The organism is Pseudomonas sp. HOU2 (genome assembly GCF_040729435.1).
Lineage (GTDB): Bacteria > Pseudomonadota > Gammaproteobacteria > Pseudomonadales > Pseudomonadaceae > Aquipseudomonas.
In genome coordinates this window covers 3,320,122-3,345,253 of the sequence record NZ_CP160398.1, presented here as the reverse complement: position 1 = coordinate 3,345,253, position 25,132 = coordinate 3,320,122, and the positions used below count along the sequence as shown (strand labels likewise).

Genomic DNA, 25,132 nt, shown 5'->3' with positions numbered 1-25,132 from the left:
CTGAGCTTTATCCAATGCAAAAACATTGATCCAGAGCGTCCTGCTCGTCTTTGAATGCCTCACACTGCGCGCGAAAACATTTCGCGGTGTTTCATGGCGACCGTATATCGAGAAAGAATCCCTTTGAACAGTGGGACATCTAGTCTGCAAACGTAGGCTTTTTCTTAAAATTTCCGTCGAAATTTCTCGTTAAAAAAACCACCCATCTACGCTGTGATGGCCGGTTCACGGCACTTATGCCGGCTGAAATGTCGTAATCGAACCGGTTGGGACGCCAGTTTCAATTAAAAAAGCTCATGCCGATTCGGCATAGGGTAGGCGTTTACGGCATTAGACGGCGCAACCTTGCATCGGAATAGTTGCGCCTTTTTTCGCCTGCCGAAGAGCCGTAAACACGCGCTTCGGGGCACCTTATACGGAGGCAGATGCACAGACTTTTCCGCTAAAGAGCGTTCCAGTTGCTGCATGTGCCTGAGTCAAACGCAAGTAAGGGTAAAGATAATGAAGAAGGCAAAACTCAGCCTCGCCTGGCAGATCCTCATCGGTCTGGTTTTAGGGATTGCAATTGGCGCGTTGCTCAACCACTTCAGTGCCGAGAAGGCCTGGTGGATCAGCAACGTCCTGCAACCGGCAGGCGATATCTTTATCCGTCTGATCAAGATGATCGTGATCCCGATCGTCATCTCCTCGCTGATCGTCGGTATTGCCGGCGTGGGCGACGCCAAGAAGCTCGGGCGTATCGGCCTGAAGACCATCATCTACTTCGAAGTCGTCACCACCATCGCGATCATCGTCGGCCTGCTGCTGGCCAACCTGTTCCATCCGGGCGCTGGCATCGACATGAGCACCCTGGGCACGGTGGATATCTCCAAGTACCAGGCGACCGCCGCCGAAGTACAGCATGAACACGCGTTCATCGAGACCATCCTCAACCTGATCCCGTCGAACATCTTCGCGGCCATGGCCCGCGGCGAAATGCTGCCGATCATCTTCTTCTCCGTGCTGTTCGGCCTCGGTCTGTCGAGCCTGCAGTCGGACCTGCGCGAGCCGCTGGTGAAGATGTTCCAGGGCGTCTCGGAAAGCATGTTCAAAGTCACCCACATGATCATGAACTACGCGCCGATCGGTGTGTTCGCCCTGATCGCGGTGACCGTGGCCAACTTCGGCTTCGCCTCGCTGCTGCCGCTGGCCAAACTGGTGATCCTGGTTTACGTCGCCATCGCCTTCTTCGCCTTCGTGGTGCTGGGCCTGATCGCCAAGCTGTTCGGCTTCTCGGTGATCAAGCTGATGCGCATCTTCAAGGATGAGCTGGTGCTGGCTTACTCCACCGCCTCCTCGGAAACCGTGCTGCCACGGGTGATCGAGAAGATGGAAGCCTACGGCGCACCGAAAGCCATCTGCAGCTTCGTGGTACCGACCGGTTACTCGTTCAACCTCGACGGTTCGACCCTGTACCAGTCGATCGCCGCGATCTTCATTGCCCAGCTGTACGGCATCGACCTGTCGATCAGCCAGCAACTGCTGCTGGTGCTGACCCTGATGGTCACCTCCAAAGGCATCGCCGGCGTACCGGGCGTGTCCTTCGTAGTGCTGCTGGCGACCCTGGGCAGCGTCGGTATCCCGCTGGAAGGCCTGGCATTCATCGCCGGTGTCGACCGCATCATGGACATGGCGCGTACCGCACTGAATGTGATCGGCAACGCCCTGGCAGTTCTGGTTATCGCGCGTTGGGAAGGCATGTACGACGACGCCAAGGGCGAGCGCTACTGGAACTCCCTGCCGCACTGGCGCAGCAAGGAAAAACTCCCGGCTGGTGAAATCTCCAAGAACTGATAGCTGAACCTCTGTAGGAGCTGCCGCAGGCTGCGATCTTTTGATCTTGCTATTAAAACAAAATCAAAAGATCGCAGCCTGCGGCAGCTCCTACAGGTGATTGAGGCCAGACAAACCCCGGAGCAATCCGGGGTTTGTCGTTTCTGGCGACCCCGCTATCATTCGCCGCATCTTCCGGGGGATTTGACTGATGCTTAATGGCCTGTGGCTTGGCTTCTTTGTCGTGGCAGCAATATCTGCGCTGGTGCAGTGGCTGGTCGGTGGCAACGCCGGGATTTTCGCGGCGATGGTGGAAAGCATTTTCGCCATGGCCAAACTCTCGGTCGAGGTCATGGTGCTGCTGTTCGGCACGCTGACTCTGTGGCTGGGCTTTCTGCGCATCGCCGAGAAGGCCGGGATCGTCGAATGGCTGGCCAAAGTCCTCGGACCGCTGTTCCTGCGGCTGATGCCGGAAGTCCCGGCGGGGCACCCGGCGCTGGGCCTGATCACCCTGAACTTCGCCGCCAACGGTCTGGGCCTGGACAACGCCGCCACGCCGATCGGCCTCAAGGCCATGAAAGCGCTGCAGGAACTCAACCCCAGCTCGACCATCGCCAGCAACGCACAAATCCTGTTCCTGGTTCTTAACGCCTCGTCCCTGACCCTGCTGCCGGTGACGATCTTCATGTACCGCGCCCAGCAAGGCGCGCCGGACCCGACCCTGGTATTCCTGCCGATCCTGCTGGCAACCAGTTGCTCGACCATCGTCGGCTTCCTTTCGGTGGCGTTCATGCAGCGCCTGCGCATCTGGGACCCGGTGGTGCTGGCCTATCTGATTCCCGGCGCACTGATCCTCGGCGGCTTCATGGCGCTGCTGGCGACGATGTCGGCCACGGCGCTGGCCGGGCTGTCGTCGATCCTTGGCAACCTGACGCTGTTCGGTCTGATCATGCTGTTCCTGCTGATCGGCGCGTTACGCAAGGTCAAGGTCTACGAAGCGTTCGTCGAGGGCGCGAAGGAGGGCTTCGACGTCGCCAAGAACCTGCTGCCGTATCTGGTGGCGATGCTCTGCGCGATTGGCGTGCTGCGTGCCTCGGGCGCGCTGGACTTTGGTCTGGATGGCATTCGGCATCTGGTGCAGTGGGCCGGTTGGGATACGCGTTTTGTCGATGCCTTGCCGACGGCGATGGTCAAACCGTTTTCCGGCAGCGCCGCACGAGCGATGCTGATCGAGACCATGAAGACTTCCGGCGTCGACAGCTTCCCGGCGCTGGTGGCGGCGACGATTCAGGGCAGTACCGAGACCACGTTCTATGTGCTGGCGGTGTATTTCGGCGCGGTGGGGATTCAGCGGGCAAGGCATGCGGTGGGCTGTGCGCTGCTGGCAGAACTGGCCGGCGTGCTCGGCGCGATTGGCGTGTGCTACTGGTTCTTTGGTTAACCACAAGAGCTTCGGGCAACCACTTTCTCTGTGGCGAGGGAGCTTGCTCCCGCTGGGGCGCGAAGCGGCCCTGAAAGAGGGGGCTGCTACGCAGCCCAGCGGGAGCAAGCTCCCTCGCCACAAAAGCAATTTTGATCGATCAGGGTCTCTGAGGGGCGAGTTTCTGGCCTTGGTCGACGGCCCAAGCAACAACCTTGGCCGTCAGCCGATCACTGGCCTGTCCAAACCCTGCCACCACTGCTGGCACCTGCACATCATTCAGAGGCTGACGCTCTTCAAAGCGGCGGCTGGCGAGAATCTTCTGGTCATAGCCGCGCACCAGCAGCGCATCGACGCGCACCACGACGCTGGCCTGATTGCCCTGATACTCGGTCTGAAACGCCTGCAAACTGCCGCCCAGTTCCAGATCCGCAGCGAAGTTACTGTCATCGGTGCTGAGCAGCGTCACCCGACCATCCCGGGCGAAACCATCCAGCAGCCGATTACGCACCAGCACCGGCGCCGGATCGCTCCAGCGCGAGGCCTTGTAGCTGCTGATCACATCACCCTGGGGAATCACTGCGATGTTCGGCCGGTTCAGCGCTTCGCTGGCTTGCAACTTGTTCAGGCGCAGCGACCAGTGCTGGGTCGCCGCCGAACTGGACGAGGCGGGCGCCTGTGCGGCGGGCAGGCGATAGACGTCCGAAGGCTCGGCCTTGGGCAGAATCGAGCAGGCACTGGTCAAGGCGAGGCTGGCGAGGAGGGCGAAGTGAGTCAGCTTCATGGGGTGAACTCCTTGTTCTTGTCACTGCCCAGCAGGTAGCCGCTGGGGTTGGCCTCAAGCCGTTGGGAAATGCCGCGCAGTGAGGTCAGGGTTTCGCGCAGTTCGCGGATCGCCGGGGCCAGGCCATTTAGGCCCTGCATACCGTTGTCGAGGGAGTTCTGGTTCTTGCTCAGCAGGCCGTTGATGGTGGCGCTGCTCTGTTCCAGCGATTTCATTGCCTGCTCGGCACTGCCCAGCGCCTGCTTGCCCTGATCGTTGAGCAGGCCGTTGGCGTTGCGCATCAGCGCCGAGGTCTGCTCGAGCATGCTGCCGGCCTGTTTGCCGACGCTCGCCAGTTGCTGCATGGCCTGACGCAGGTCGCCGCGCTGATCGTTGATCGAACCGGTGGTCTGCTCCAGATGCGCCAGCGTGTTGCTGACGCGCTCGACGTTCTCCGGGGAGAACATCTGGTTGGCGTTGTTCAGCAGGGCGGTGATGCCGGTCATCAAGTCGTTACTGTCGTTGAGCAGGCGGGAAATGGGCGAGGGCGCCGCGACGATGGTCGGCAGTTCGCCGTCATGCCCGCGCAGCTTCGGACTTTCTGGAGTGCCACCGCTGAGCTGGATGATCGAGGTGCCGGTGATCCCGGCCAGTGCCAATTTGGCCTGGGTGTCTTCCTTGACCGGCGTATCGCCGCCCAGGCGAATCCGCGCCAGCACCCGGCGCGGGTCTTTCGGGTCGAGACGCAGGTTGACCACATCGCCGACCTTGATCCCGCTGTACTGCACCGGGCTGCCCTTGGACAGGCCGCTGACCGCCTCGTTGAACACTACTTCGTAATCCTTGAACTCGGAATCGACGCTGGACTTGGCCAGCCACAGGCCGAAGAGCAGGGCGCCTGCCACCACTATCACCGAGAACAGGCCGATCAACACATGATGGGCTCGGGTTTCCATGTCAGACCTCGTTGAGCAATTTGGCGGCGTCCAGCGCCGAGCGGCCACGCGGGCCGTGGAAATATTCGTGAATCCACGCGTCGTTGGTTTCCGAGACTACGTCGATCGGGCCGGCAACCAGCACCTTCTTCTGCGCCAGCACCGCCACCCGGTCGGTGATGGTGTAGAGCGTGTCGAGGTCGTGGGTCACCAGAAACACGCTCAGGCCCAGCGCGTCGCGCAGGGTCAGGATCAGTTGATCGAACGCCGCCGCGCCAATCGGATCGAGGCCGGCGGTGGGTTCGTCAAGAAACAGGATGTCCGGGTCCAGCGCCAGCGCCCGGGCCAGCGCCGCGCGCTTGATCATCCCGCCGGACAGCGAGGCCGGGTATTTGTCCGCTGCCGACAGCGGCAGCCCGGCCAGCGCCAGCTTCACCGCCGCCAGGTGCTCGGCGTCGTTGCGGCTCAGGCCGGCGTGTTCGATCAGCGGCAGGGCGACGTTTTCGGTCACCGTCAGCGAAGAGAACAACGCGCCTTTCTGGAACAACACGCCGAAACGTCGCTCGACCAGCGAACGCTCATGTTCGGACAGACTCGGCAGGTTCTGCCCGAACACCTTCACGTTGCCTTCGCTGGGCCGCCGCAGCCCGACAATGCTGCGCAGCAGCACCGATTTACCGCTGCCGGAACCGCCGACCACGGCGAGGATTTCGCCCTTGTACAAATCCAGATCAAGGTTCTCGTGCACGCTCTGGCTGCCAAAGCGATTGCACAGGCCACGGACTTCGATCACCGCCTCCGAGGGCGCGCGGGGTAGACGACTCACCAGCCCATCTCCATGAAGAACAGCGCAGCCACCGCATCGAGCACGATCACCACGAAAATCGACTGCACCACGGCAGAGGTGGTGTGCGCACCGACCGATTCGGCGCTGCCGCTGACCTTGAAGCCCTCCAGGCAACCAATCGTGGCGATCAGGAAGGCAAAGACCGGCGCCTTCACCAGGCCGACCAGAAAGTGCTGAATGCCGATGTCGCTCTGCAGCAGCGAGAGGAACATCGCCGGCGAAATCCCCAGCGACACCGCGCACACCACGCCGCCGCCGATGATCCCGCAGAGCATCGCCAGAAACGTCAGCATCGGCAGCGCCACCAGCATCGCCAGTACCCGCGGCACCACCAGCAGTTCCATCGGGTCGAGGCCGAGGGTGCGGATCGCGTCGATCTCCTCGTTGGCCTTCATCGAACCGATCTGCGCGGTGAACGCACTGGCGGTGCGCCCGGCCATCAGGATTGCCGTGAGCAACACGCCGAACTCGCGCAGAAAGGAGAAGCCCACCAGATCGACGGTGAAGATCGTTGCACCAAAACTGGCCAGCACCGTGGCGCCGAGAAACGCCACCACCGCACCGACCAGAAAGGTCAGCAGCGCCACGATCGGCGCGGCGTCGAGGCCAGTCTGTTCGATGTGGGCGACGACGGGGGTGATGCGCCAGCGCTTGGGGCGCAACAGGTTGCGGGCGATGGTTTCGAGGATCAGGCCGATGAAACCCAGCACTTGCAGGGTGTCCTGCCAGACCGTTTCCACGGCGCGCCCGATGCGGGTCAGCAGTTGCACGCTGACACTGACTTCCGGCTCCTTGATCGGCACACAGAAGTCGGTCAGCGAGCGATACACCGTTTGCAACAGCGCGCGGTCAGCCTGGGAAATCGTGCAGTCGGGGTGTTCGGCGGATTTGCCCAAGCGCTCGGAACCGAGCAGCTCCACCAGCAGGGAAGCGCCAGCGGTGTCGAGCGCACCGAGGTTGTTGAGGTCGACCACGGTATTGGCGTCGTACTGGCCGTGGAGCTTTTCGGTCAGGTGCTTGAGGTCGGCGTAATGGGCAAGCGTCCAGTCCCCGGACACCCGCAAGCGGGCAGGGCTGATCGAGGTGTCCAGCTGGGCATTACCGCTCGTTGAGCTGCTGATCATAAGCTCCGTGCTTGTTCGGCTGATGACGCTGGCATACGTAATAGCACGAACCGGATTACTTTTCTTTGATCGCTGTGCTGTCCGTCACTTCGAAACGCAGCACACCGATCACCTGACCATCTTCAGTCAGCACCCGCACCTGCCACTTGCCTGCCGGGTTGCCGGGGAAGTTCTGCTTGTGCGTCCACGCCCGGTAACCTTCCTTGCGCCCGCCATGGATATCGAGGGCGATACGGTCGACCTCTTTGCCGTCGAACTGCCACACATGGTAGATCCGCTCATCCAGCCCGCGCGGCGCGTTGATCGCGGTGTAAGCGTAGAGGCCACCGTTGCGGATCTGTTCGGCGCTGACCTGTTCGAGGCTGTCGCCCGGGGTGCGATCCTGCAACTGGGTGCTGATCGCCACATCGGTCATCCACAACGTCGCCGGCGGCACCCACGAGCGCAGGGTCCAGCCCACCGCGCCGATGCCGAAGGTGATGCACAGAATGGCCAGCGCGTTGCGCACGGTGCGGATCGGGAAGATCGACGCCAGACTCGGGAACGACAGCACCACCGCCGTACCCAGCGCCCATTTGAAACTCTGTGCGGTGGTCAGGTGCATGATCACCGGCAGCGCGGTGAGCAGGGCGGCGAACAGGGTCAGGGTGTGCAACGCGAGAAACGCCCAGCGCCGTGGCGCCAGCCATTTGTAGTAGAGCGGGTCGACAATCGAGATCAGTGCGGCGATGCACAGCAGGCCGGTAAAGATCAGCTGGCCGCTGTTCCAGGTGGTGGTGATGAAGAAGAACGGCAGGACGAAAAACAGGCTTTCCTGATGGATCATCTGCGTCGCGTAACGCAGCAGCGGCTGGGGAATTTCGCGCTTGAAGATGCGCGTGAACAGCCCGGTCAGGGTGTTTTCCAGCATCAGCCAGATCCAGCTCAGCAGCATGATGACGGTGATCCAGCTCGCCAGCCCCTGCTGGCGATCGACCAGAATGAAACTGCCGACCCCGGAGATGAAACCGCCAAGCGCAATCACCCCGGGGTAGCGCTTCATCAGTTCGAGAATGCGCTGGATCAGCTGGGGTATTTTCGGCATGTGGGCGGTTCACGACTGAATGGGAAAAAACCTCGACAGAGTACCGTCCGCCGGGCGACGTGGCGAGGCTCCCGGTCAGCAAAGCCTCTTATTTCTGTGGCGAGGGAGCTTGCTCCCGCTCGACTGCGCAGCAGTCGCAAAACCTGGGTGCACGGTGTTCCTGAATTAACTCAGCCGTCGGTTTTGGGGCTGCTTCGCAGCCCAGCGGGAGCAAGCTCCCTCGCCACAGGATTTCCTCATCCTTTGGCTTTGTGTTTTTCCCGGCGATGCAAGCGCCAGCCAATCAGCACCAGCAACACCACGCCCAGGCCACCGGCAATCAGCCACAACACCTCATCATCACTGAGCAGCGGTTTCTCGATCCGCAGATACCCCGGCTGCAACAGCAACTCGCGCATGGCCTTGTTTGCCGTTTCCAGGGTCACGCCTTGCAGCTCGCGGGCCGGGTTGGCAAAGCGCCCGTCCTCGTAATCGCCCAGCGCGCTCCAGTAGTAGTCGGCCATCGCGCTGTTGCCCTGTACCGCCCAGGCCTGGTGGGCGATGGCGGCCTGTTTGATCCGGGCGAACGTGTCGGGGTCGAGGCCGTTTTTCAGCAAATCGGCTTTAAGGTCTTCCAGCACCTGTTTGGCTTCGGCGAGGTCATCGCGATCGACGTCGGCGTTGAGGCTCATGAAGCCGACCCCGCCAAACACTTCGCGCTCGGCCCACGGCCCATAGGACAAGCCATGGTTGAGGCGGATCTGCCGGTACAGCGCCCAGTCGAGGTAGTCCTTGAGGATGTCGAAGGTCTCGTCGTACTGATCGTCGAGCATCGGCTCCGGCACCAGCCAGTGCAACTTGGCGCTGTCGCCGATGAAGCCGCGGGTAAGGGTGCGTTCATGGGCGGCGCTGGTGCGGATGTCCGGCAGCTCACGGTGCTCGGCCGGGTCCACCGCTTCGAGCGCGCCCCAGGTGCGCTCCAGATAGGCCGGCAGCAGTTTGTCGAGTTCGCCGACGACGATCAGGGTCATGTTGTTCGGCGCGTACCAGGTCTTGCGCACCTTCTCCAGTTGCTCTTGGGTCAGATGGCCGACTTCGGCCCGTTGCGGGCATTTCAGGCCCAGTTCCACCGCCAGTTGATTGCTCGCGGTGTGGCCCAGATCTTGGCGGTCGAGAAAGCGTTGCAGGCGCGTGTAATGGCCGCCGTCCTCGCGCTCGACCACGCGCTTGGCGGCGTTGATCGCGTTGTCGTCGATGCGGGTCTGGGTCAGCAGGCCCAGCAGCAGGTCGAGGACCTTGCGCTGATTCTTCGCCGGGGCTTCGATGACGAACGTGGTGTCGGCGTTGCTGGTGAACGCATTCCACTCGCCGCCCAGCGCCTGCATGCGCTCTTCGAGACCGCCTTCGCCGGTGGCGTCGACACCACTGAACAGCAAATGCTCGAGCAAGTGCGGCAGCTCTTTTTCATCGCAGTCGAAATCGTCGAGACCGACGCCCACCACCAGACGAATCGCCACATGCCCGCGCTCGGTGCCGGGTTTGAGCAACAGCTGCAAACCGTTGGGCAGCGCATAGCCTTCGACCTGAAAACGATCAACGGCGAAGGCGGGCAGGGAACCGAGCAACAGACAGGCGAACAACAGGCAACGCATAACAGGCTTCCATACGGCTGATTTGGAGATCCGTGTCGTCAGTCAGGCCCTCATCGCTGGCAAGCCAGCTCCCACAAGGATTGGCGGCATTCACAAAACCCTGTGGGAGCTGGCTTGCCAGCGATGGGGCCCTGAGGCTGAACTCTGAGTTACTGACTGACCCCAGCCTCAGACGTTCAAGGCGAATGCGTAATGTCGGCAATATCATCCGCTTCCAGTGCCCCGGTATCCGCCGTTTCCAGCACCACATAAGCACTGCTGCAAAACAGCGAATTCAAGCGCTTCATATCGGCAATCAGCTCAAGATGCAGCGAACTGGTTTCCAGACTCTGCACGATCTTACGTTGCAAACGGCTGACATGGGCATGGGCCAGACGCCGTTCCTGTGCGCGGAAGCGACGTTTTTCGCGCAACAACTGACGGGCGCTTTCCTTGTCGCCGCTGAGAAACACCGACAGGCCCAGGCGCAGGTTGGCGATCAGTTGCTGATGCAACCCCGCCAGTTCCTCCAGGCCGTCCTCGGAGAACGAGCGCCGTTGCGAGGTCTTCTGCTGCTGCACCTTGCGCAGCATGCGTTCGATCAGGTCGCTGGCCAGTTTCAGGTTGATCGCCAGCTCGATGGTCTCCGCCCAGCGCCGACTGTCCTGTTCGCCGAGATCCTCGCGGGGCATTTGCGCCAGATACAGCTTGATCGCGCTGTACAGCGCTTCGACGTCATCGGTGAGTCGGCGCATTTCCTGGGTAATGGCGGTCTGCTTGCCGCGCAGCACATCGAGCATCGCGTCGAGCATGTTGTCGATCAGATCGCCCATGCGCAGGGTCTCGCGGGCGGCGTTGGCCAGCGCCAGGCTCGGAGTGACCAGCGCTGTCGCATCGAGATGCCGCGGCTTGGCGGTGCCGTTGACCTCCGGGCGCTCTGGCAGCAGCCAGGCACACAGCCTTGCCATTGGCGAGACGCTGGGCAGCAGAATCAGGCAGCGCGCGGTGTTGTAGAGCAGGTGGAAACCGATGACCATTTCCTGCGGGCTGAAATCCAGACCGTCCATCCAGTGCACCAGCGGATCGAGCACCGGAATGATCAGCAGCAGACCGATCAGTTTGTACAACAGGCTGCCCAGCGCCACTTGCCGGCCCGCCGCGTTCTGCATGCTGGTGCTCATGAACGCCAGCACGCCACTGCCGATGTTGGCGCCGATCACCAGACCGATCGCCACCGGCAGGCTGATCACGCTGGCACCGGCCAGCGTTGCGGTCAGGAGTACGGCGGCGAGGCTGGAGTAGGAAATCATCGCGAACAACGCGCCGACCAGGGCGTCGAGCAGAATGTCGCCGGTCAGCGAAGCGAAGATCACCTTCACCCCTTGGGCGTGGGTGATCGGCGCGGCAGCTTCGACGATCAGTTGCAGCGCGAGAATGATCAGCCCCAGACCGATGCTGACCCGGCCCATCTGCCCGAGCCGCGTCTGTTTGCGCGACAGAAAGAAAATCACCCCGAGAAAAATCAGCAGCGGCGACAGCCAAGACAGGTCAAAGGTCAGCACCCGCGCCATCAGCGCGGTACCGACGTCGGCGCCGAGCATGGTCGCCAGCGCCGGGGTCAGTGCCATCAGGCCCTGGCCGACGAAGGAGGTGACGAGCATGGCGGTGGCGTTGCTGCTCTGCACCATCGCGGTCACGACGATGCCGGCGACGAACGCGAGCCAGCGCCTGGACATGTTCTGGCCGATCACATGGCGCAGATTGGTGCCGTACACCCGCAGGATGCCGGTTCGGACGATGTGCGTGCCCCAGATCAACAGGGCCACGGCAGAAAGCAGATTGAGCAGGGTGAGCATGCAGACCCCCTGTATTAGCAGCGCCCCAGAGGGGCAAGTTGACGGTACCGCGCGGTTTCTACGTTTTTGATACTTAAGCTGTAGTTGGCTAACGGACTGGGCGCCAGCATTGCACAGCTAAAGTGCGGATTGAAACAAAAGTGTCATGAAAACAGGTTCATCCACCCCCCGCGCAATCACCCCAAATCCCTGTGGGAGCTGGCTCGCCAGCGATGACGGCAGCACTGGCGACATTGATGTTGCCTGACACGCGTCTATCGCTGGCAAGCCAGCTCCCACAGGGTTTGTGTACGAGCTCAAAATCCGCTTGAACAAAAAAACCTGTGGGAGTCTGGCAAGCCAGCTCCCACAGGTTTTGTATTGCTATCGGATCAGCGGGTTACTGCCCCGGCACGTCCTTGCGCAGCTTCACCGGATCCTGCTGTTTTTTCTTCCTGGCGATCGCGGTGCGCATCTTGATGTTGATCGCTTCCACCGCCAGCGAGAACGCCATGGCGAAGTAGACGTAGCCTTTCGGTACGTGCACGTCGAACGACTCGGCGATCAGCACGGTGCCGACCACCAGCAGGAACGACAGCGCCAGCATCTTCAGCGACGGGTGCTTGTCGATGAACTCGCTGATCTTGCCCGAGGCCGCCATCATCACCAGTACCGCGACGACAATCGCCGCGACCATCACCGGTACATGGGAGACCATGCCGACGGCGGTGATCACCGAGTCCAGCGAGAACACGATGTCGATGATCGCGATCTGGATGATGGTGTAGAGGAAGTTGCCACCCTTGCCCGAAGGCTCGTCGCCGCTTTCATCTTCGCCTTCCAGTGCGTGGTACATCTCCTGCGAGCTCTTCCACAGCAGGAACAGGCCACCGAAGAACAGGATCAGGTCGCGACCGGAAATGCCCTGGCCGAACACCACGAACAGGTCGGCGGTGAGGCGCATGACCCAGGTGATCGACAGCAGCAACAGGATCCGCGTGATCATCGCCAGGCCCAGGCCGAAGATCCGCGTGCGCTGCTGCATGTGCTTGGGCATGCGGCTGACCAGGATCGAAATCATGATGATGTTATCGATGCCCAGAACGATTTCCAGGGCGGTCAGGGTAAAGAAGGCAACCCAGATTTCGGGGTTGGTCAGCCAATCCATGTGTATTCCTTTGAGCGAGTGTTAAACCAGGACGCCAGCAAGCAGCTGGCATCATGGTGAGTGAGTGCCGTTACAACGTGCTGAACAGCGGGAACGTCCCCAGCAGCAAGGCGGCCACCAGTATGCACAGGCAGACCAGCACTGCCCACTTCAGGGTGAAACGCTGGTGATCGCCGAATTCGATACCGGCCAGCGCCACCAGCAGGTAAGTCGATGGAACCAGCGGGCTGAGCAAGTGGACGGGCTGACCGACGATCGAGGCACGGGCCATTTCCACCGCGGTGATGCCGTAATGGCTGGCCGCTTCGGAGAGCACCGGCAACACGCCGTAGTAGAACGCGTCGTTCGACATGAAGAAGGTGAACGGCATGCTCACCAGCGCCGTGATCACCGCCAGGTACGGGCCGAGGAAGTCCGGAATCACTGCCAGCAGACTTTTCGACATGGCGTCGACCATGCCGGTTCCGGACAGGATACCGGTGAAGATACCCGCAGCGAAAATCAGACTGACCACCGACAGCACGCTGCCGGCGTGGGCCGCAACGCGGTCCTTCTGCATTTGCAGGCACGGGTAGTTGACGATCATCGCGATACTGAACGCCACCATGAACAGCACCGGCAGCGGCAGCAGGCCGGCGATCAGGGTGCACATCAGCGCCAGGGTCAGCAGGCCGTTGAACCAGATCAGCTTCGGACGGCGGGCATCGGGGAACTGCGAGACGCTGATTTCGCTGTGATCGATCTCGTCGCCGATCAGGTGCAGCTCGCCCAGACGCGCACGTTCACGTTTGCCGTAGAAGTAGGCAATGATCAGGATCGCCACCACACCGGCGGCCATCGCCGGGATCATCGGTACGAAGATGTCCGACGGGTCCACATGCAGCGCACTGGCGGCACGGGCGGTCGGGCCACCCCACGGGGTCATGTTCATCACGCCACCGGCGAGGATGATCAGACCGGCCATGATCCGCGGGCTCATGCCGATGCGGCTGTACAGCGGCAGCATGGCGGCCACGCAGATCATGTAAGTGGTCGCGCCGTCACCATCGAGGGAGACGACGAGCGCCAGCACGGCGGTACCGACCGAAACTTTCAACGGGTCGCCCTTGACCAGTTTGAGGATCTTGCGCACGGCCGGGTCGAACAGGCCGGAGTCGATCATCAGGGCGAAGTACAGAATGGCGAACATCAGCATCACGCCGGTCGGCGCAAGCTTGGTGATGCCTTCGAGCATCATCGGGCCGATCTTCGGCGCGAAACCACCGAACAAGGCGAACAGGATCGGGATGATGATCAGGGCGATCAGCGCAGACAGGCGCTTGGTCATGATCAGGAACATGAACGTGATGACCATGGCGAAGCCAAGGAAAGTCAGCATGGGAGTACTCCAGGCGTAGCGCGGCTAATTGAGTGAGCGGATCGGAAGGGATCAGCGCAGAACGGGAAGCACGAGACGTACGGGCGGAGTTTCAGCGAGGAGGCGGGCTACAGAGGACATCAGAATCACCATTGTTGTTGTTAATTGGGCCTGGCGTGCGAGCGATCACACGCATCGGCCAACCGGTCTGTTGCCGGTAGTGGCGGCGATCCTAATCGGGCAACCTTTCAGCCAGCTTTCGCTGACGAAAGCTTCGGGCGAATGACCAACCGACCGTCGGATGCGGCTAGAGTCAATAAAATCGGGCACGGGAGGGCAGGGACATGAGGGAAGTGCACAGCGGCGGCTGCCACTGCGGACATATTCGCTATCAGTTCAGCGGGCGATTGCAGGACATCGCCCACTGCCACTGCTCGATCTGCCGCAAGGTCAGCGGCGGAATCGTCACCACGTGGATCACGGTTCCGGCGGCCAGCTTTCAGTGGCTGGCCGGGACGCCTTCGCGCTATGACTCGTCGAGCAGTTGCGCGCGGTATTTCTGTCCGCGTTGTGGCGCGCAGCTGGCGTTGGTGACGCAACTCAGTCCCGAAAGCATCGATGTGACCATCGCCACGCTGGATCACCCGGAGCAGGCGCCAGCCGAGCGGCATATCTGGACCGACAGCCAGTTGCCCTGGCTGCATCTGGATGAACATCTGCCGGGCGAGCCGCAAGAAACGCTCTGATTAAAAAACAGACAAATCCAGCGGCCGCATCGCGCCCATCCAGATCGCGTGCTCGGTGTGATCGAGCAAGTCATCGCCGGTATCCGGGTGGAGGAACACCACCAGCCCCTTGCGATTGAGTGCCAGCCACGGCAGCACCTCGCCGATCAGCTCCGGGCCGAAAGCCAGTTGGCAGCTCCAGTCCGGGTGCGGGCCGACCGGGCGCTCATGGACGCGCCCCATCTTCAGAGGAAACAACTGCGCCGCCTGTTCACACAAGGCGCGCGCCTGATCGATGGTGCCGGCGTCGAAATAGACGTGGGCGTGATAGCCATTGATTGCTTGCATCGGAAAGCCTCTGAATCGGTTCGAACCCTCGGCGCAGGCTGCATGTCACACGCCATACAAGGGACAACAAAAAGGAATCAGCCATGAAAAATGCCGAAACCCCAATGGTCAAAGTGGTGCTCTATGGTGCCATGGCCAGCCTCGGCGGTGCATTGATGGCTGAATTGCTGCGCCGTCAGCACGAAGTCATCGCGATTCTCGACGATCTGAATGTACTCGCGCCGCGTCCGGGACTGCGCACCAAAAGCGGCGATCTGTTTGACTCCGAGCGGGTAAAACAGAGCGTAGCGGGCAGCTCGGCGGTGATCTGCCTGCTGGATGCGCCGGGCTTGCCGTTCAACAGCGACCATGTGGAAAGATCGGTGGTGCTGGGGCCGGTGGAACAGGTGCTGGCTGTCGATGCGTTGGTGGATGGTCTGCAGGCAGCCAACGTTTCACGGCTGTTTCTGGTGGGCAATTTTGCCGTGCTCGACGAGCTGGAACTGGACGACGGGTTGCAACGCCACGCCGCCGAGGAAATCCGCGAAGCCCTGCAAAGCAGCCCGCTGCAGTGGACGCTGGTGAATGCGCCGCATGGGGTGGCGGGGCTGACGATCGAGCATTTCAGCCAGGTGGGCGGCAATCTGGAGCCGGGGCTGGCGGAGCCGCTGGAACGGCTGAACCGCGTTGCGGTGGGGATTGCCGATGAGCTGCGGTTGAATCTGCATGTGGGGCAGCATGTGAATTTTGTGGCGACGTCGGGTACGTAAAAAGATCGCAGCCTGCGGCAGCTCCTACAGGGAGTTGCTTTTGCTGTTCAAACCGCAATCGATGGCAATGCCACTCCGGCGAGGGACTCTGCGCTGCTGGCCTGTTCGGTCATCAACCAGTCGACAAACTGCTGAATCAACGCACCCCGGCGTTTGCGCTGCGGCAACACCACGTAATAACCCAGACGCGACAACGTGGTCTCGGTGACAGGCCGACAGAGCAAGCCCTGGGTCAGCAAGTTATCCACAAGATGCCGCCAGCCGATGGCCACACCCTGACCGCCAATCGCCGCTTGAATCAGCAGGGTGTAATTGTCGAAACGCAATTGCCCCGGTGCAGGCGGCGTGTTGATGCCCAGTTCGCGAAACAGACCGCTCCAGTCAAACCAGTTGCTGCTGTTTTCCCCGCGCAAGTGCAGCAACGGAAACTCCAGCAACGCCTGAGCAGGCAAGGGCAGGGTGCGGCCCTTGAGCAGTTGCGGGCTGCACACTGGAAACACTTCTTCGCTGAACAGCCAATGGCTCTCGCCCTGTTTGAATCGGCCGTCACCAAACAGCACCGCGACATCGATGTCGGTACGCAGCATGTTGTGGTTGCGCTCGCTGGTGACCAGGCTGACATCGACGTTCGGGTTGGCTTCGTGGAAGCGGTGCAGGCGCGGCATCAGCCAGTAAGCGGCGAATGCGAAATCGGTGGCGACCTGCAACACTTCATGTTGCTGCTGCGTGCTGATCGCACTCAATCCTGCATCGATATGCTGCAAACCGAGCTGAACCTGCTCGAACAGAATCACCCCGCCCTCGGTCAGTTCAATGCCGCGGTATATTCGGTCAAACAGCCGTGCTCCAAGCTGCTCTTCCAGACGCTTGATCTGTTGGCTGATCGCCGGTTGCGTGGTGCCCAGCTCCACCGCGGCGGCGGTAAAGCTGCGATGGCGCGCCGCCGCTTCGAAGGCGCGCAACAGGTCGAGGGACAGATTACCGAGGGCTTCATACATAAGCGGTGCTTATCCTAGTCATTGTCCGGCGCGGGCTTTACCGGACAGGGCATGGACTCCATGCTCGATCGCAGCAATATCGCATAAATATTCACTATGGAATGCCGCGATCACATGAAGCGCAAGAACATTCTTTTCATCATGGCCGATCAAATGGCCGCGCCAATGTTGCCAATTTACGGCCCGTCGCCGATCAAACTGCCGAACCTTTCGCGCCTCGCCGCCCAAGGCGTGGTGTTCGATGCCGCTTACTGCAACAGTCCGCTGTGCGCGCCATCGCGCTTCACCCTGGTCAGCGGCCAGTTGCCGAGCAAGATCGGCGCCTACGACAACGCCGCCGATTTCCCCGCCGACATTCCGACCTACGCCCACTACCTGCGCCGCCTCGGCTACCGCACCGCGCTGTCGGGCAAGATGCATTTCTGCGGCCCGGATCAGTTGCACGGTTATGAAGAACGCCTGACCAGCGACATCTACCCGGCCGACTACGGCTGGGCGGTGAACTGGGACGAGCCGGACGTACGCCCGAGCTGGTATCACAACATGTCCTCGGTGCTGCAGGCGGGTCCGTGCGTGCGTACCAACCAGCTCGACTTCGATGAAGAGGTGGTGTTCAAGGCCCGGCAATACCTGTTCGATCACATTCGCGAGGACGGCGACCAACCGTTCTGCCTGACCGTGTCGATGACCCACCCACACGATCCGTACACCATCCCCAAGGCGTTCTGGGATTTGTACGACGACGGTAACATCCCGCTGCCGACCACCCCGGAGCAACATTCCCTCGATCCACACTCGCAGCGCCTGCTCAAGGTCTATGACCTGTGGGACAAGCCATTGCCTGTGGATAAGATTCGCGATGCACGGCGTGCCTACTTCGGCGCGTGCAGCTATATCGACGCCAACGTCGGCAAACTCCTGCAAACTCTCGAAGATACCGGGCTGATCGATGACACCATCATCGTCTTCTCCGGCGACCATGGCGACATGCTCGGCGAGAAAGGCCTCTGGTACAAAATGCACTGGTTCGAGATGGCTGCGCGGGTGCCGCTGTTGATCAGTGCGCCGGGGCAGTTCGCTGCCGGCCGGGTCAGCGCCGCGGTGTCCACTGCCGATCTGTTGCCGACCTTCGTCGAGCTGGCTGGAGGCGTGCTGGAACCGGGCTTGCCGCTGGACGGCCGCTCGCTGCTGGCGCATCTGCAAGGGCAGGGCGGGCATGATGAAGTGTTCGGCGAATACATGGCCGAAGGCACGGTCAGCCCGCTGATGATGATCCGCCGTGGCGCCTACAAATTTATCTACAGTGAAAGCGACCCGTGCCTACTCTTCGATGTGCATAACGACCCGCGTGAGCTCGAAGAACTCAGCCAGTCATCGCAACATCGCCAGCTGTTCGACGATTTTCTCGCCGAAGCGCGGGCTAAGTGGGATATCCCGGCGATTCACCGCGAGGTGCTCGCCAGCCAGCGCCGCCGCCGTTTTGTTGCCGATGCCCTGACCATCGGCAAGCTGAAGAGCTGGGATCACCAGCCGCTGGTGGACGCCAGTCAGCAGTACATGCGCAACCACATCGACCTCGACGATCTGGAGCGCCAGGCCCGTTATCCACAACCCTGCCAAAACCAATAATGTAAGGGGAAGTCCATGCGCAAGTTATCCACAGCACTGACGATTGGCCTGCTGGCCCTGAGCAGCGCCTCGGCATTTGCCGAGCAAAGCTGCGAAACGGTGAGAATGGCTGATCCTGGCTGGAGCGACATTGCCGCGACCAACGCCATCACCGGTTTTTTGCTGGACGGCATGGGCTACAAGGCCAAGGTCGACACCCTCGCGGTGCCGATCACCTTCGGCGGTTTGAAGGACGGTCAGGTGGATGTGTTCCTCGGCAACTGGATGCCGGCGCAGCAGGGCTTCTACGACAAGTTCGTCGCCACCGGTGACGTCACGCAACTGGCGAAGAACCTCGACGGCACCGAATTCACCCTGGCCGTGCCGGATTACGTGTGGGACGCGGGCGTGCATGACTTTGCCGACCTGAACAAATACGCCGACAAATTCGAGAAAAAGATTTACGGCATCGGTTCCGGTGCACCCGCGAACATTTCGCTGCAGGAAATCATCAAGAAGAACGACTTCGACCTCGGCCAGTGGAAGCTGATCGAATCCAGCGAACAAGCGATGCTCGCCGAAGTGTCGCGGGCGGTGAAAAAGCAGAAATTCGTCACCTTCCTCGGCTGGACCCCGCACCCGATGAACGTGCAGCTGAAGATGCATTACCTCAAGGGCGGCGAGAAATACTTCGGCGACACCGGCAGCGTCTACACCCTGACCCGTAAAGGCTACGCCGAGGCCTGCCCGAATGTGGTCAAGTTGCTGACCAACCTGGCGTTCACCCAGGACATGGAGAACAGCATCATGGCTGAGGTGGTGAACAAGAAAGTCAGCAATGCCGATGCGGTGAAGGCATGGATCAAAGCCAATCCGGCGGTGCTGGATAAATGGCTGGAGGGGGTGAAGACCGTGGATGGCAAGGATGGTTTGGCGGCTGTAAAGGCAAAGCTTTGACAGTGGGGTGGCTTTGAATTTTGCTCGGCTTGAGATTTTTGCCCCCTCACCCCAGCCCTCTCCCCCAGAGGGGGTGAGGGGGAAGGGAGCCGATCTTTATGTTGTTCAGAACCTGAGTTCGACTGGATATCTCAGGTCGGCGTACTTCCCTCTTTCACCTCGATCAGTCCCCTCTCCCTCCGGGAGAGGGTTAGGGTGAGGGCCTTTACCCTGGCACCCTGATAACCTTGAACAAAACCCGCCCGCGAGGACCCATGGCCCTGCCCAGTCGCCACTCACTTTTCCCCTTCCTGACCTGGCTACCGCGGCAAACCCGCGCCAGCGTCGGCCGGGATCTGGTCGTTGGCCTCAGCGGCGCCATTCTCGCGCTACCGCAGTCGATCGCTTACGCGCTGATCGCCGGCCTGCCGCCGGAATACGGCCTCTACGCCGCGATCATCCCGGTGCTGATCGCCTGCCTGTGGGGGTCGTCGTGGCATCTGATCTGCGGCCCGACTGCAGCGATTTCGATTGTGCTGTATGCCAGCGTCAGCCCCTTGGCTGTGCCGGCGTCACAGGACTACATCACGCTGATCCTGTTGCTGAGCTTTCTGGCGGGGATTTTCCAGTGGCTGCTCGGCCTGCTGCGCTTCGGCGCGCTGGTGAATTTCGTCTCGCATTCGGTGGTGCTCGGTTTCACCCTCGGCGCGGCAGTGGTGATTGCCATCGGCCAGTTGCCCAATCTGCTGGGGCTGGATCTGCCGGCGAAAGCCACGGCGTTGGCCAGTCTGATGGACCTGCTGCAACACCTGCGGGCTGTGGATAAACCATCACTGGTGTTGGGTGTGGCCACGGTGCTGGTCGGTTTTGTCCTCAGACAACTGCTGCCGCGCTGGCCGACTCTGTTGATAACGCTGGTGCTGGGCAGCGCAGTGGTGTGGTTATGGCCGGCGATGTTCGGCCACGTGCATCTGGTCAGCGCCTTTGTCGGACGCCTGCCACCGTTCAGTGCGCTGCCGCTGGATCTCGATCTGGTGCTGCGCTTGCTGCCGAGCGCGGTGGCGGTGGGCATGCTCGGGCTGGTGACGAGTCTGTCGATCGCGCGCTCGATTTCGGCGCGCTCGCAGCAGTTGCTCGATGCCAATCAGGAAGTCCGCGCGCAGGGTTTATCCAATATCGTCGGGGCGTTCTTTTCCGGTTCGCTATCCGCCGGCTCGTTCACCCGTTCCGGCCTGAGTTACGAGGCGGGCGCCTGTTCGCCGCTGGCCGGAGTGTTTTCGGCGATCTGGGTCGCGTTGTTCGCGATTTTCGGCGCCGGGCTGATTTCGCACATTCCGATTCCGGCCATGGCCGGGAGCATTCTGCTGATCGCTTGGGGCCTGGTCGATCATCGCGGCATTCGCGCGCTGCTGCGGGTCAGCCACGCCGAGTTCGTGGTCATGGCATTGACCTGCCTCGCCACGCTGCTGCTGGAATTGCAGACGGCGATTTACGCCGGGGTGCTGGCGTCGCTGTTCTTCTACCTCAAGCGCACCTCGCAACCGCGAGTGCAGCATTGGCGCGACGGCGAGGAGGACGTGCTGCGGGTCGGCGGCTCGATCTTCTTCGGCGCCAGCCATTACCTGCAAGTGCGCCTGCAACGGCTGCACGGCGCGCGCGTGGTGATCGAGGCGCAGCAGATCAATTTCATCGACTACTCGGGAGTGGAGATGCTGCATCAGGAGGCGCGGCGCCTGCTGCGTCAGGATCGCAGCCTGACCCTGCGCCGGGCGCGACCGCAGGTGGTGGAGGAATTGAGGAAGCTGGAAGGCGCGGAGAAATGCCCGATCCGGTTTGAGGACTGACCTGCTGGCCATTCCAGACTTCTGTGGCGAGGGAGCTTGCTCCCGCTGGCGGCGCAGCAGCCCAAACCCAACTGCGGGCGCTTCGCACCCGAGCGGGAGCAAGCTCCCTCGCCACAAAGGCTCTTTTATTGCGCCAGTTGGCGGCGCAGTTCGGCCAGCACCGGCGCCGTATCCGGACGCACCCCGCGCCACAGGAAAAACGCCTCGGCCGCCTGCTCGGCCAGCATCCCCAGACCATCCATCGACACCGCCGCGCCATGCTCACTGGCCCAACGACAGAACGCAGTCGGTTCCTTGCCGTACATCATGTCGTAGCACAGGGTCTGGCCCGGCTCGATCAAGCTCACTGCAATCGGCGGCACGTCGCCGGTGAGGCTGGCGGAGGTGGCGTTGATGATCACGTCCACCGGCTCCTGCAACCAGTCGAAACCGCTGGCCGACACCGGCCCCAGATCACAGAACAGCTCGGCCAGCAGCTCGGCCTTGTCCACCGTGCGGTTGGCGATGATCACCGACGCCGGTTTTTCCGCGAGCAACGGCTCCAGTGCGCCACGCACCGCGCCGCCGGCGCCGAGCAACAAAATGCGTTTGCCAGTCAGGCTGAACCCGGCATTCACCGTCAGGTCACGCACCAGCCCGGCGCCGTCGGTGTTGTCGCCGAGCAATGAGCCGTCGGCCAGTTTGCTCAAGGTGTTCACCGCACCGGCCCGCTGTGCACGGGCGGTCAGGCTGTTCGCCAGGCGATAGGCCTCTTCCTTGAACGGCACCGTGACATTGGCGCCGCGACCGTCCTGGAAGAACGCCGTGGCGTAGCCAGTAAAATCGTCAAGCGGCGCCAGCAGGGTGCTGTAGTCGAGGCGCTGGCCGGTCTGTTCGGCGAACAGCTTGTGAATCATCGGCGACTTGCTGTGGCCGATCGGGTTACCGAAAACGACATAACGATCCATCAACGGTCCTCAGGCCTGAGCCAGCCAGTCGCGGTCTTGCAGGAAGTAGTCGGTCAGGCGCGCTTCTTCGCTGCCCGGTTCGGCCTTGAAGTCGTAGGCCCAGCGCACTTGCGGCGGCAACGACATGAGGATCGACTCGGTACGCCCGCCCGATTGCAGGCCGAACAGCGTGCCTCGGTCGTAAACCAGGTTGAACTCGACGTAGCGGCCACGGCGGAATTCCTGGAATTCACGCTGTTTGGCGGTGAACGCCTCGTGCTTGCGGCGCTGCACGATGGGTAGGTAAGCGTCGATGTAGGCATCACCGATGGCACGCATGAAGGCGAAACTGGTGTCGAAGTCCCACTCGTTCAGATCATCGAAAAATAGCCCGCCGATGCCGCGCGGTTCGTGGCGATGCTTGATGTGGAAGTAGGTGTCGCACCAGGCCTTGTAACGCGGGTAGACGTCCGCACCGAATGGCGCGCAGGCCTGCTCGGCGACGCGGTGCCAGTGGATGCAGTCTTCTTCGTTGCCGTAATACGGGGTCAGGTCGAAGCCGCCGCCGAACCACCAGACCGGCTCTTCACCTTCCTTTTCGGCGATGAAAAAGCGCACGTTGGCGTGGGACGTCGGCACATGCGGGTTGTGCGGATGAATCACCAGCGACACGCCGAGGGCTTCAAAGCCACGACCGGCCAGTTCCGGACGGTGGGCACTGGCCGACGGCGGCAGACCACTGCCGAATACGTGGGAAAAGTTGACGCCGCCCTTTTCGATCACCGTACCGTTCTCGATTACGCGGGTACGACCGCCACCACCGGCAGGCCGGCTCCAGGCGTCTTCGACGAAGCGCGTGCCGCCATCCTCGGTTTCCAGCGCGGCGCAGATGCGGTCTTGCAAGTCGAGCAGATAGGCCTTTACGGCATCGGTGCGGGTCGTCATGGCTTCACCTTGAATCGGGCATAACTACGCGGGCGCCCCGCAGGCAGGGGGCGGCGCAAATGGGCGCGTAGCATAACACCGCAAACCTGCGCGCCGCAGTTGACGAAGATCAAGCAGGGGAGTTGGATAGGGGGCTTACAAACGACCCAAGGAGAGCAGGCAGATGGCAAAGCGTATCCAGTTCCGCGCCCACGGCGGTCCCGAAGTACTCGAGTTTGTTGACTACGAACCCGCCGCGCCCGGCCCGAATCAGGTGCGGGTGGCGAACAAGGCGATCGGCCTGAACTTCATCGACACCTATTTCCGCAGCGGTCTGTATGCCCCGCCAGCCTTGCCGTCCGGCCTCGGCGCGGAAGGCGCCGGTATCGTCGATGCGGTGGGCAGCGACGTTACCCGGTTCAAGGTTGGTGATCGCGTGGCATATGGCAGCGGCCCGCTGGGTGCCTACAGCCAGTTGCACGTGCTGCCCGAAGCCAATCTGGTAAAACTGCCGGACGAGATCAGTTTCGAGACCGCAGCCGGGGTCATGCTCAAGGGCCTCACTGTGCAGTACCTGCTGCGCCAGACTTATGAACTCAAGGGTGGCGAAACCATTCTGTTCCACGCCGCTGCAGGGGGTGTCGGTTCGCTGGCCTGCCAATGGGCCAAGGCGCTGGACGTCAAGCTGATCGGCACGGTCAGTTCGAAGGAGAAAGCCGAACTGGCCAAGGCCAACGGCGCCTGGGCAACCATCGATTACAGCCACGAAAACGTGGCAGAGCGGGTGCTGGAGCTGACCGACGGCAAGAAAGTCCCGGTGGTGTATGACGGCGTCGGCAAGGACACCTGGCTGACCTCGCTCGATAGCGTTTCGCCGCGTGGGCTGGTGGTGAGTTTCGGCAACGCCTCCGGTGCGGTGGACGGGGTGAATCTGGGAATTCTCTCAGCCAAGGGCTCGCTGTACGTAACTCGACCAACCCTGGCGACCTACGCCAACAACGCCGAGAACCTGCAGCGCATGGCTGACGAGCTGTTCGAGATGATCATCAGCGGCAAGCTCAAGGTAGACATCAGCCAGCGCTATCCACTGGCTGATGCGGCGAAGGCGCAGACCGAATTGTCGGCCCGGCGTACCACCGGCTCGACCATTCTTTTGCCCTGACAAACCTTCGACGTCTTGCCAGTCAGGGTTGCAAACCCACGGCTGGCAAGTCAGTTCGAACGCGTTCAGCACCTCGGCAGATGACACTCCAACGGTTTTTGCACCACGTGGCCAACCGCCGGATCAGGCTGCTGGACCGCCGCGAGGATTTGTCGCCACTCGGCTGACAACACCCAGTAATCGCCACGTGCGCGCTGGTCGATATGCAGGGCATTGGAAGCGATCGGCATCAGGCCGAAGCGCTGATAAAAGCGCAGTTGTTGCGATCTGCACAACGCGGTCACCCCCCGATAGCCGCGTTTTATCGCCCACTCGGTAGCGGCCGCCAGCAGACCGTTGACCGCGATAGGCAGTTGATTGGTCGTGTACGAAATCAAGCGGCTGAATTCGACATGGCGCGACAGCGCCGCCGTCGGAGAAACATGTTGCTGCGCCAGCGATACCCACTCGAACGGCGCCGGAGTCGCCCTCAATACCGCCAACAGTTGGTCGTGCCGATACAGCAGGAAATGGGTACTGCGCGACTTTATCGCCAGTCTGGTTTCGAGCATCCGCGCCCGTGAAGTCAGCATGTAATGCTGCAACCGAAGCCGAAATTGCCGATCGATAAACCGGTCGAACTCCTGAGTATCCGCCCCTGCCTCAAGCATCACGATGCGACAACCCTCATGGTGACTCTTCAACGTCACCTGAAGCGCCTGCAGGTAATCCGTGAGTTGCAAATTGGTAGTGTCCATTCTTTCTCCGCAGACCTTAACTTATCGAAGTGTTTCGAGTGCAGGGAAAGGATGGTTGCTTTTGCCGATTCCGCCACGCCAGAAAGTCTGATAATCAAGTGGGAAAAGCCAATAAATCCAGGGACTTGGCGACTTTTCCGACAGGGAAACTGCCGTCATTGCAGGATAAATCGCAGGCGCGCGTAGTCCTCCTCACCATCAAGGCGAGGAAGACTCACGG

Annotated in this window: 22 protein-coding genes; 8 read left to right on the top strand and 14 right to left on the bottom strand. The window is 61.5% G+C overall.

Annotated features, from left to right (window positions below):
- The first annotated feature begins 501 nt into the window (after positions 1–501).
- Positions 502–1,833 (top strand): glutamate/aspartate:proton symporter GltP, encoded by a 1,332-nt coding sequence (gltP, locus tag ABV589_RS15095; RefSeq protein ID WP_367082256.1) that lies wholly within the window; start codon positions 502–504, stop codon positions 1,831–1,833.
- 190 nt (positions 1,834–2,023) lie between these two features.
- Positions 2,024–3,253 carry a nucleoside recognition domain-containing protein gene (locus ABV589_RS15090; protein ID WP_007962727.1) on the top strand — a complete coding sequence of 410 codons (1,230 nt, stop codon included), beginning with the start codon at positions 2,024–2,026 and terminating at the stop codon, positions 3,251–3,253.
- Between the two features lie 139 nt (positions 3,254–3,392).
- Here the strand turns inward: ABV589_RS15090 and ABV589_RS15085 are convergent, their stop codons facing one another.
- The 9 genes from ABV589_RS15085 to ABV589_RS15045 form a co-directional block, all read right to left on the bottom strand.
- Positions 3,393–4,016: an ABC-type transport auxiliary lipoprotein family protein gene (locus ABV589_RS15085; RefSeq protein ID WP_367082254.1), complete on the bottom strand. Its 624-nt coding sequence runs from the start codon at positions 4,014–4,016 to the stop codon at positions 3,393–3,395.
- Positions 4,013–4,951: an MlaD family protein gene (locus tag ABV589_RS15080; RefSeq protein ID WP_367082252.1), complete on the bottom strand. Its 939-nt coding sequence runs from the start codon at positions 4,949–4,951 to the stop codon at positions 4,013–4,015. Before ABV589_RS15080 ends, ABV589_RS15085 begins: the two co-directional genes overlap by 4 nt.
- A 1-nt stretch (position 4,952) precedes the next feature.
- Positions 4,953–5,756, bottom strand: coding sequence for an ABC transporter ATP-binding protein (locus ABV589_RS15075; protein WP_103483976.1), 804 nt, complete (start codon positions 5,754–5,756; stop codon positions 4,953–4,955).
- The gene (locus ABV589_RS15070) at positions 5,753–6,901 is read right to left on the bottom strand and encodes an ABC transporter permease (protein ID WP_367082250.1); all 1,149 of its coding nucleotides are present in this window, start codon (positions 6,899–6,901) and stop codon (positions 5,753–5,755) included. The genes ABV589_RS15075 and ABV589_RS15070 overlap by 4 nt, the downstream gene beginning before the upstream one ends.
- A gap of 55 nt (positions 6,902–6,956) precedes the next feature.
- Entirely contained in the window at positions 6,957–7,985 is a 1,029-nt protein-coding gene (locus ABV589_RS15065) for a DUF5924 family protein (protein ID WP_367082248.1), read from the bottom strand.
- A gap of 236 nt (positions 7,986–8,221) precedes the next feature.
- The gene (locus tag ABV589_RS15060; RefSeq protein WP_367082247.1) at positions 8,222–9,616 is read right to left on the bottom strand and encodes an insulinase family protein; all 1,395 of its coding nucleotides are present in this window, start codon (positions 9,614–9,616) and stop codon (positions 8,222–8,224) included.
- A 176-nt stretch (positions 9,617–9,792) separates the two neighbouring features.
- Positions 9,793–11,451 carry a Na/Pi cotransporter family protein gene (locus ABV589_RS15055; protein ID WP_367082246.1) on the bottom strand — a complete coding sequence of 553 codons (1,659 nt, stop codon included), beginning with the start codon at positions 11,449–11,451 and terminating at the stop codon, positions 9,793–9,795.
- Between the two features lie 379 nt (positions 11,452–11,830).
- Positions 11,831–12,598, bottom strand: coding sequence for a TerC family protein (locus ABV589_RS15050; protein ID WP_123586005.1), 768 nt, complete (start codon positions 12,596–12,598; stop codon positions 11,831–11,833).
- 70 nt (positions 12,599–12,668) lie between these two features.
- Complete coding sequence (locus ABV589_RS15045; protein ID WP_007954069.1) at positions 12,669–13,976, bottom strand: CitMHS family transporter; 1,308 nt, start codon at positions 13,974–13,976, stop codon at positions 12,669–12,671.
- 323 nt (positions 13,977–14,299) lie between these two features.
- On the opposite strand from ABV589_RS15045, the gene ABV589_RS15040 reads away from it, so the two are divergent.
- Positions 14,300–14,701, top strand: coding sequence for a GFA family protein (locus ABV589_RS15040; protein WP_367082245.1), 402 nt, complete (start codon positions 14,300–14,302; stop codon positions 14,699–14,701).
- On the opposite strand, the gene ABV589_RS15035 is transcribed toward ABV589_RS15040, so the two are convergent.
- Positions 14,702–15,028, bottom strand: coding sequence for a DOPA 4,5-dioxygenase family protein (locus ABV589_RS15035; RefSeq protein ID WP_367082243.1), 327 nt, complete (start codon positions 15,026–15,028; stop codon positions 14,702–14,704).
- Between the two features lie 83 nt (positions 15,029–15,111).
- Here ABV589_RS15035 and ABV589_RS15030 point away from each other — a divergent pair, with 83 nt between their 5' ends.
- The gene (locus ABV589_RS15030; protein ID WP_367082242.1) at positions 15,112–15,777 is read left to right on the top strand and encodes an NAD(P)H-binding protein; all 666 of its coding nucleotides are present in this window, start codon (positions 15,112–15,114) and stop codon (positions 15,775–15,777) included.
- A 47-nt stretch (positions 15,778–15,824) separates the two neighbouring features.
- Here ABV589_RS15030 and ABV589_RS15025 read toward each other — a convergent pair whose 3' ends face one another.
- On the bottom strand, positions 15,825–16,775 hold the full coding sequence (locus ABV589_RS15025) for a LysR family transcriptional regulator (RefSeq protein ID WP_367082241.1): 951 nt from the start codon (positions 16,773–16,775) through the stop codon (positions 15,825–15,827).
- Between the two features lie 114 nt (positions 16,776–16,889).
- On the opposite strand from ABV589_RS15025, the gene betC reads away from it, so the two are divergent.
- The 3 genes from betC to ABV589_RS15010 all read left to right on the top strand — a co-directional run bounded on the left by betC (position 16,890) and on the right by ABV589_RS15010 (position 21,163).
- The gene (gene betC, locus ABV589_RS15020) at positions 16,890–18,404 is read left to right on the top strand and encodes a choline-sulfatase (RefSeq protein WP_367082239.1); all 1,515 of its coding nucleotides are present in this window, start codon (positions 16,890–16,892) and stop codon (positions 18,402–18,404) included.
- Positions 18,405–18,419: 15 nt separating this feature from the next.
- Positions 18,420–19,340, top strand: a complete 921-nt coding sequence (gene choX, locus ABV589_RS15015; RefSeq protein WP_367082238.1) for a choline ABC transporter substrate-binding protein — start codon at positions 18,420–18,422, stop codon at positions 19,338–19,340.
- 254 nt (positions 19,341–19,594) lie between these two features.
- The gene (locus ABV589_RS15010; RefSeq protein ID WP_367082236.1) at positions 19,595–21,163 is read left to right on the top strand and encodes a SulP family inorganic anion transporter; all 1,569 of its coding nucleotides are present in this window, start codon (positions 19,595–19,597) and stop codon (positions 21,161–21,163) included.
- A 125-nt stretch (positions 21,164–21,288) separates the two neighbouring features.
- Here ABV589_RS15010 and aroE read toward each other — a convergent pair whose 3' ends face one another.
- Entirely contained in the window at positions 21,289–22,110 is an 822-nt protein-coding gene (gene aroE / locus ABV589_RS15005; RefSeq protein ID WP_367082234.1) for a shikimate dehydrogenase, read from the bottom strand.
- 9 nt (positions 22,111–22,119) lie between these two features.
- Positions 22,120–23,034 (bottom strand): oxygen-dependent coproporphyrinogen oxidase, encoded by a 915-nt coding sequence (hemF, locus tag ABV589_RS15000; protein WP_367082233.1) that lies wholly within the window; start codon positions 23,032–23,034, stop codon positions 22,120–22,122.
- A gap of 163 nt (positions 23,035–23,197) precedes the next feature.
- Here hemF and ABV589_RS14995 point away from each other — a divergent pair, with 163 nt between their 5' ends.
- Positions 23,198–24,175: a quinone oxidoreductase gene (locus tag ABV589_RS14995; RefSeq protein WP_367082232.1), complete on the top strand. Its 978-nt coding sequence runs from the start codon at positions 23,198–23,200 to the stop codon at positions 24,173–24,175.
- Between the two features lie 65 nt (positions 24,176–24,240).
- Here ABV589_RS14995 and ABV589_RS14990 read toward each other — a convergent pair whose 3' ends face one another.
- On the bottom strand, positions 24,241–24,912 hold the full coding sequence (locus ABV589_RS14990; RefSeq protein ID WP_367082230.1) for a hypothetical protein: 672 nt from the start codon (positions 24,910–24,912) through the stop codon (positions 24,241–24,243).
- Positions 24,913–25,132 lie beyond the last annotated feature (220 nt).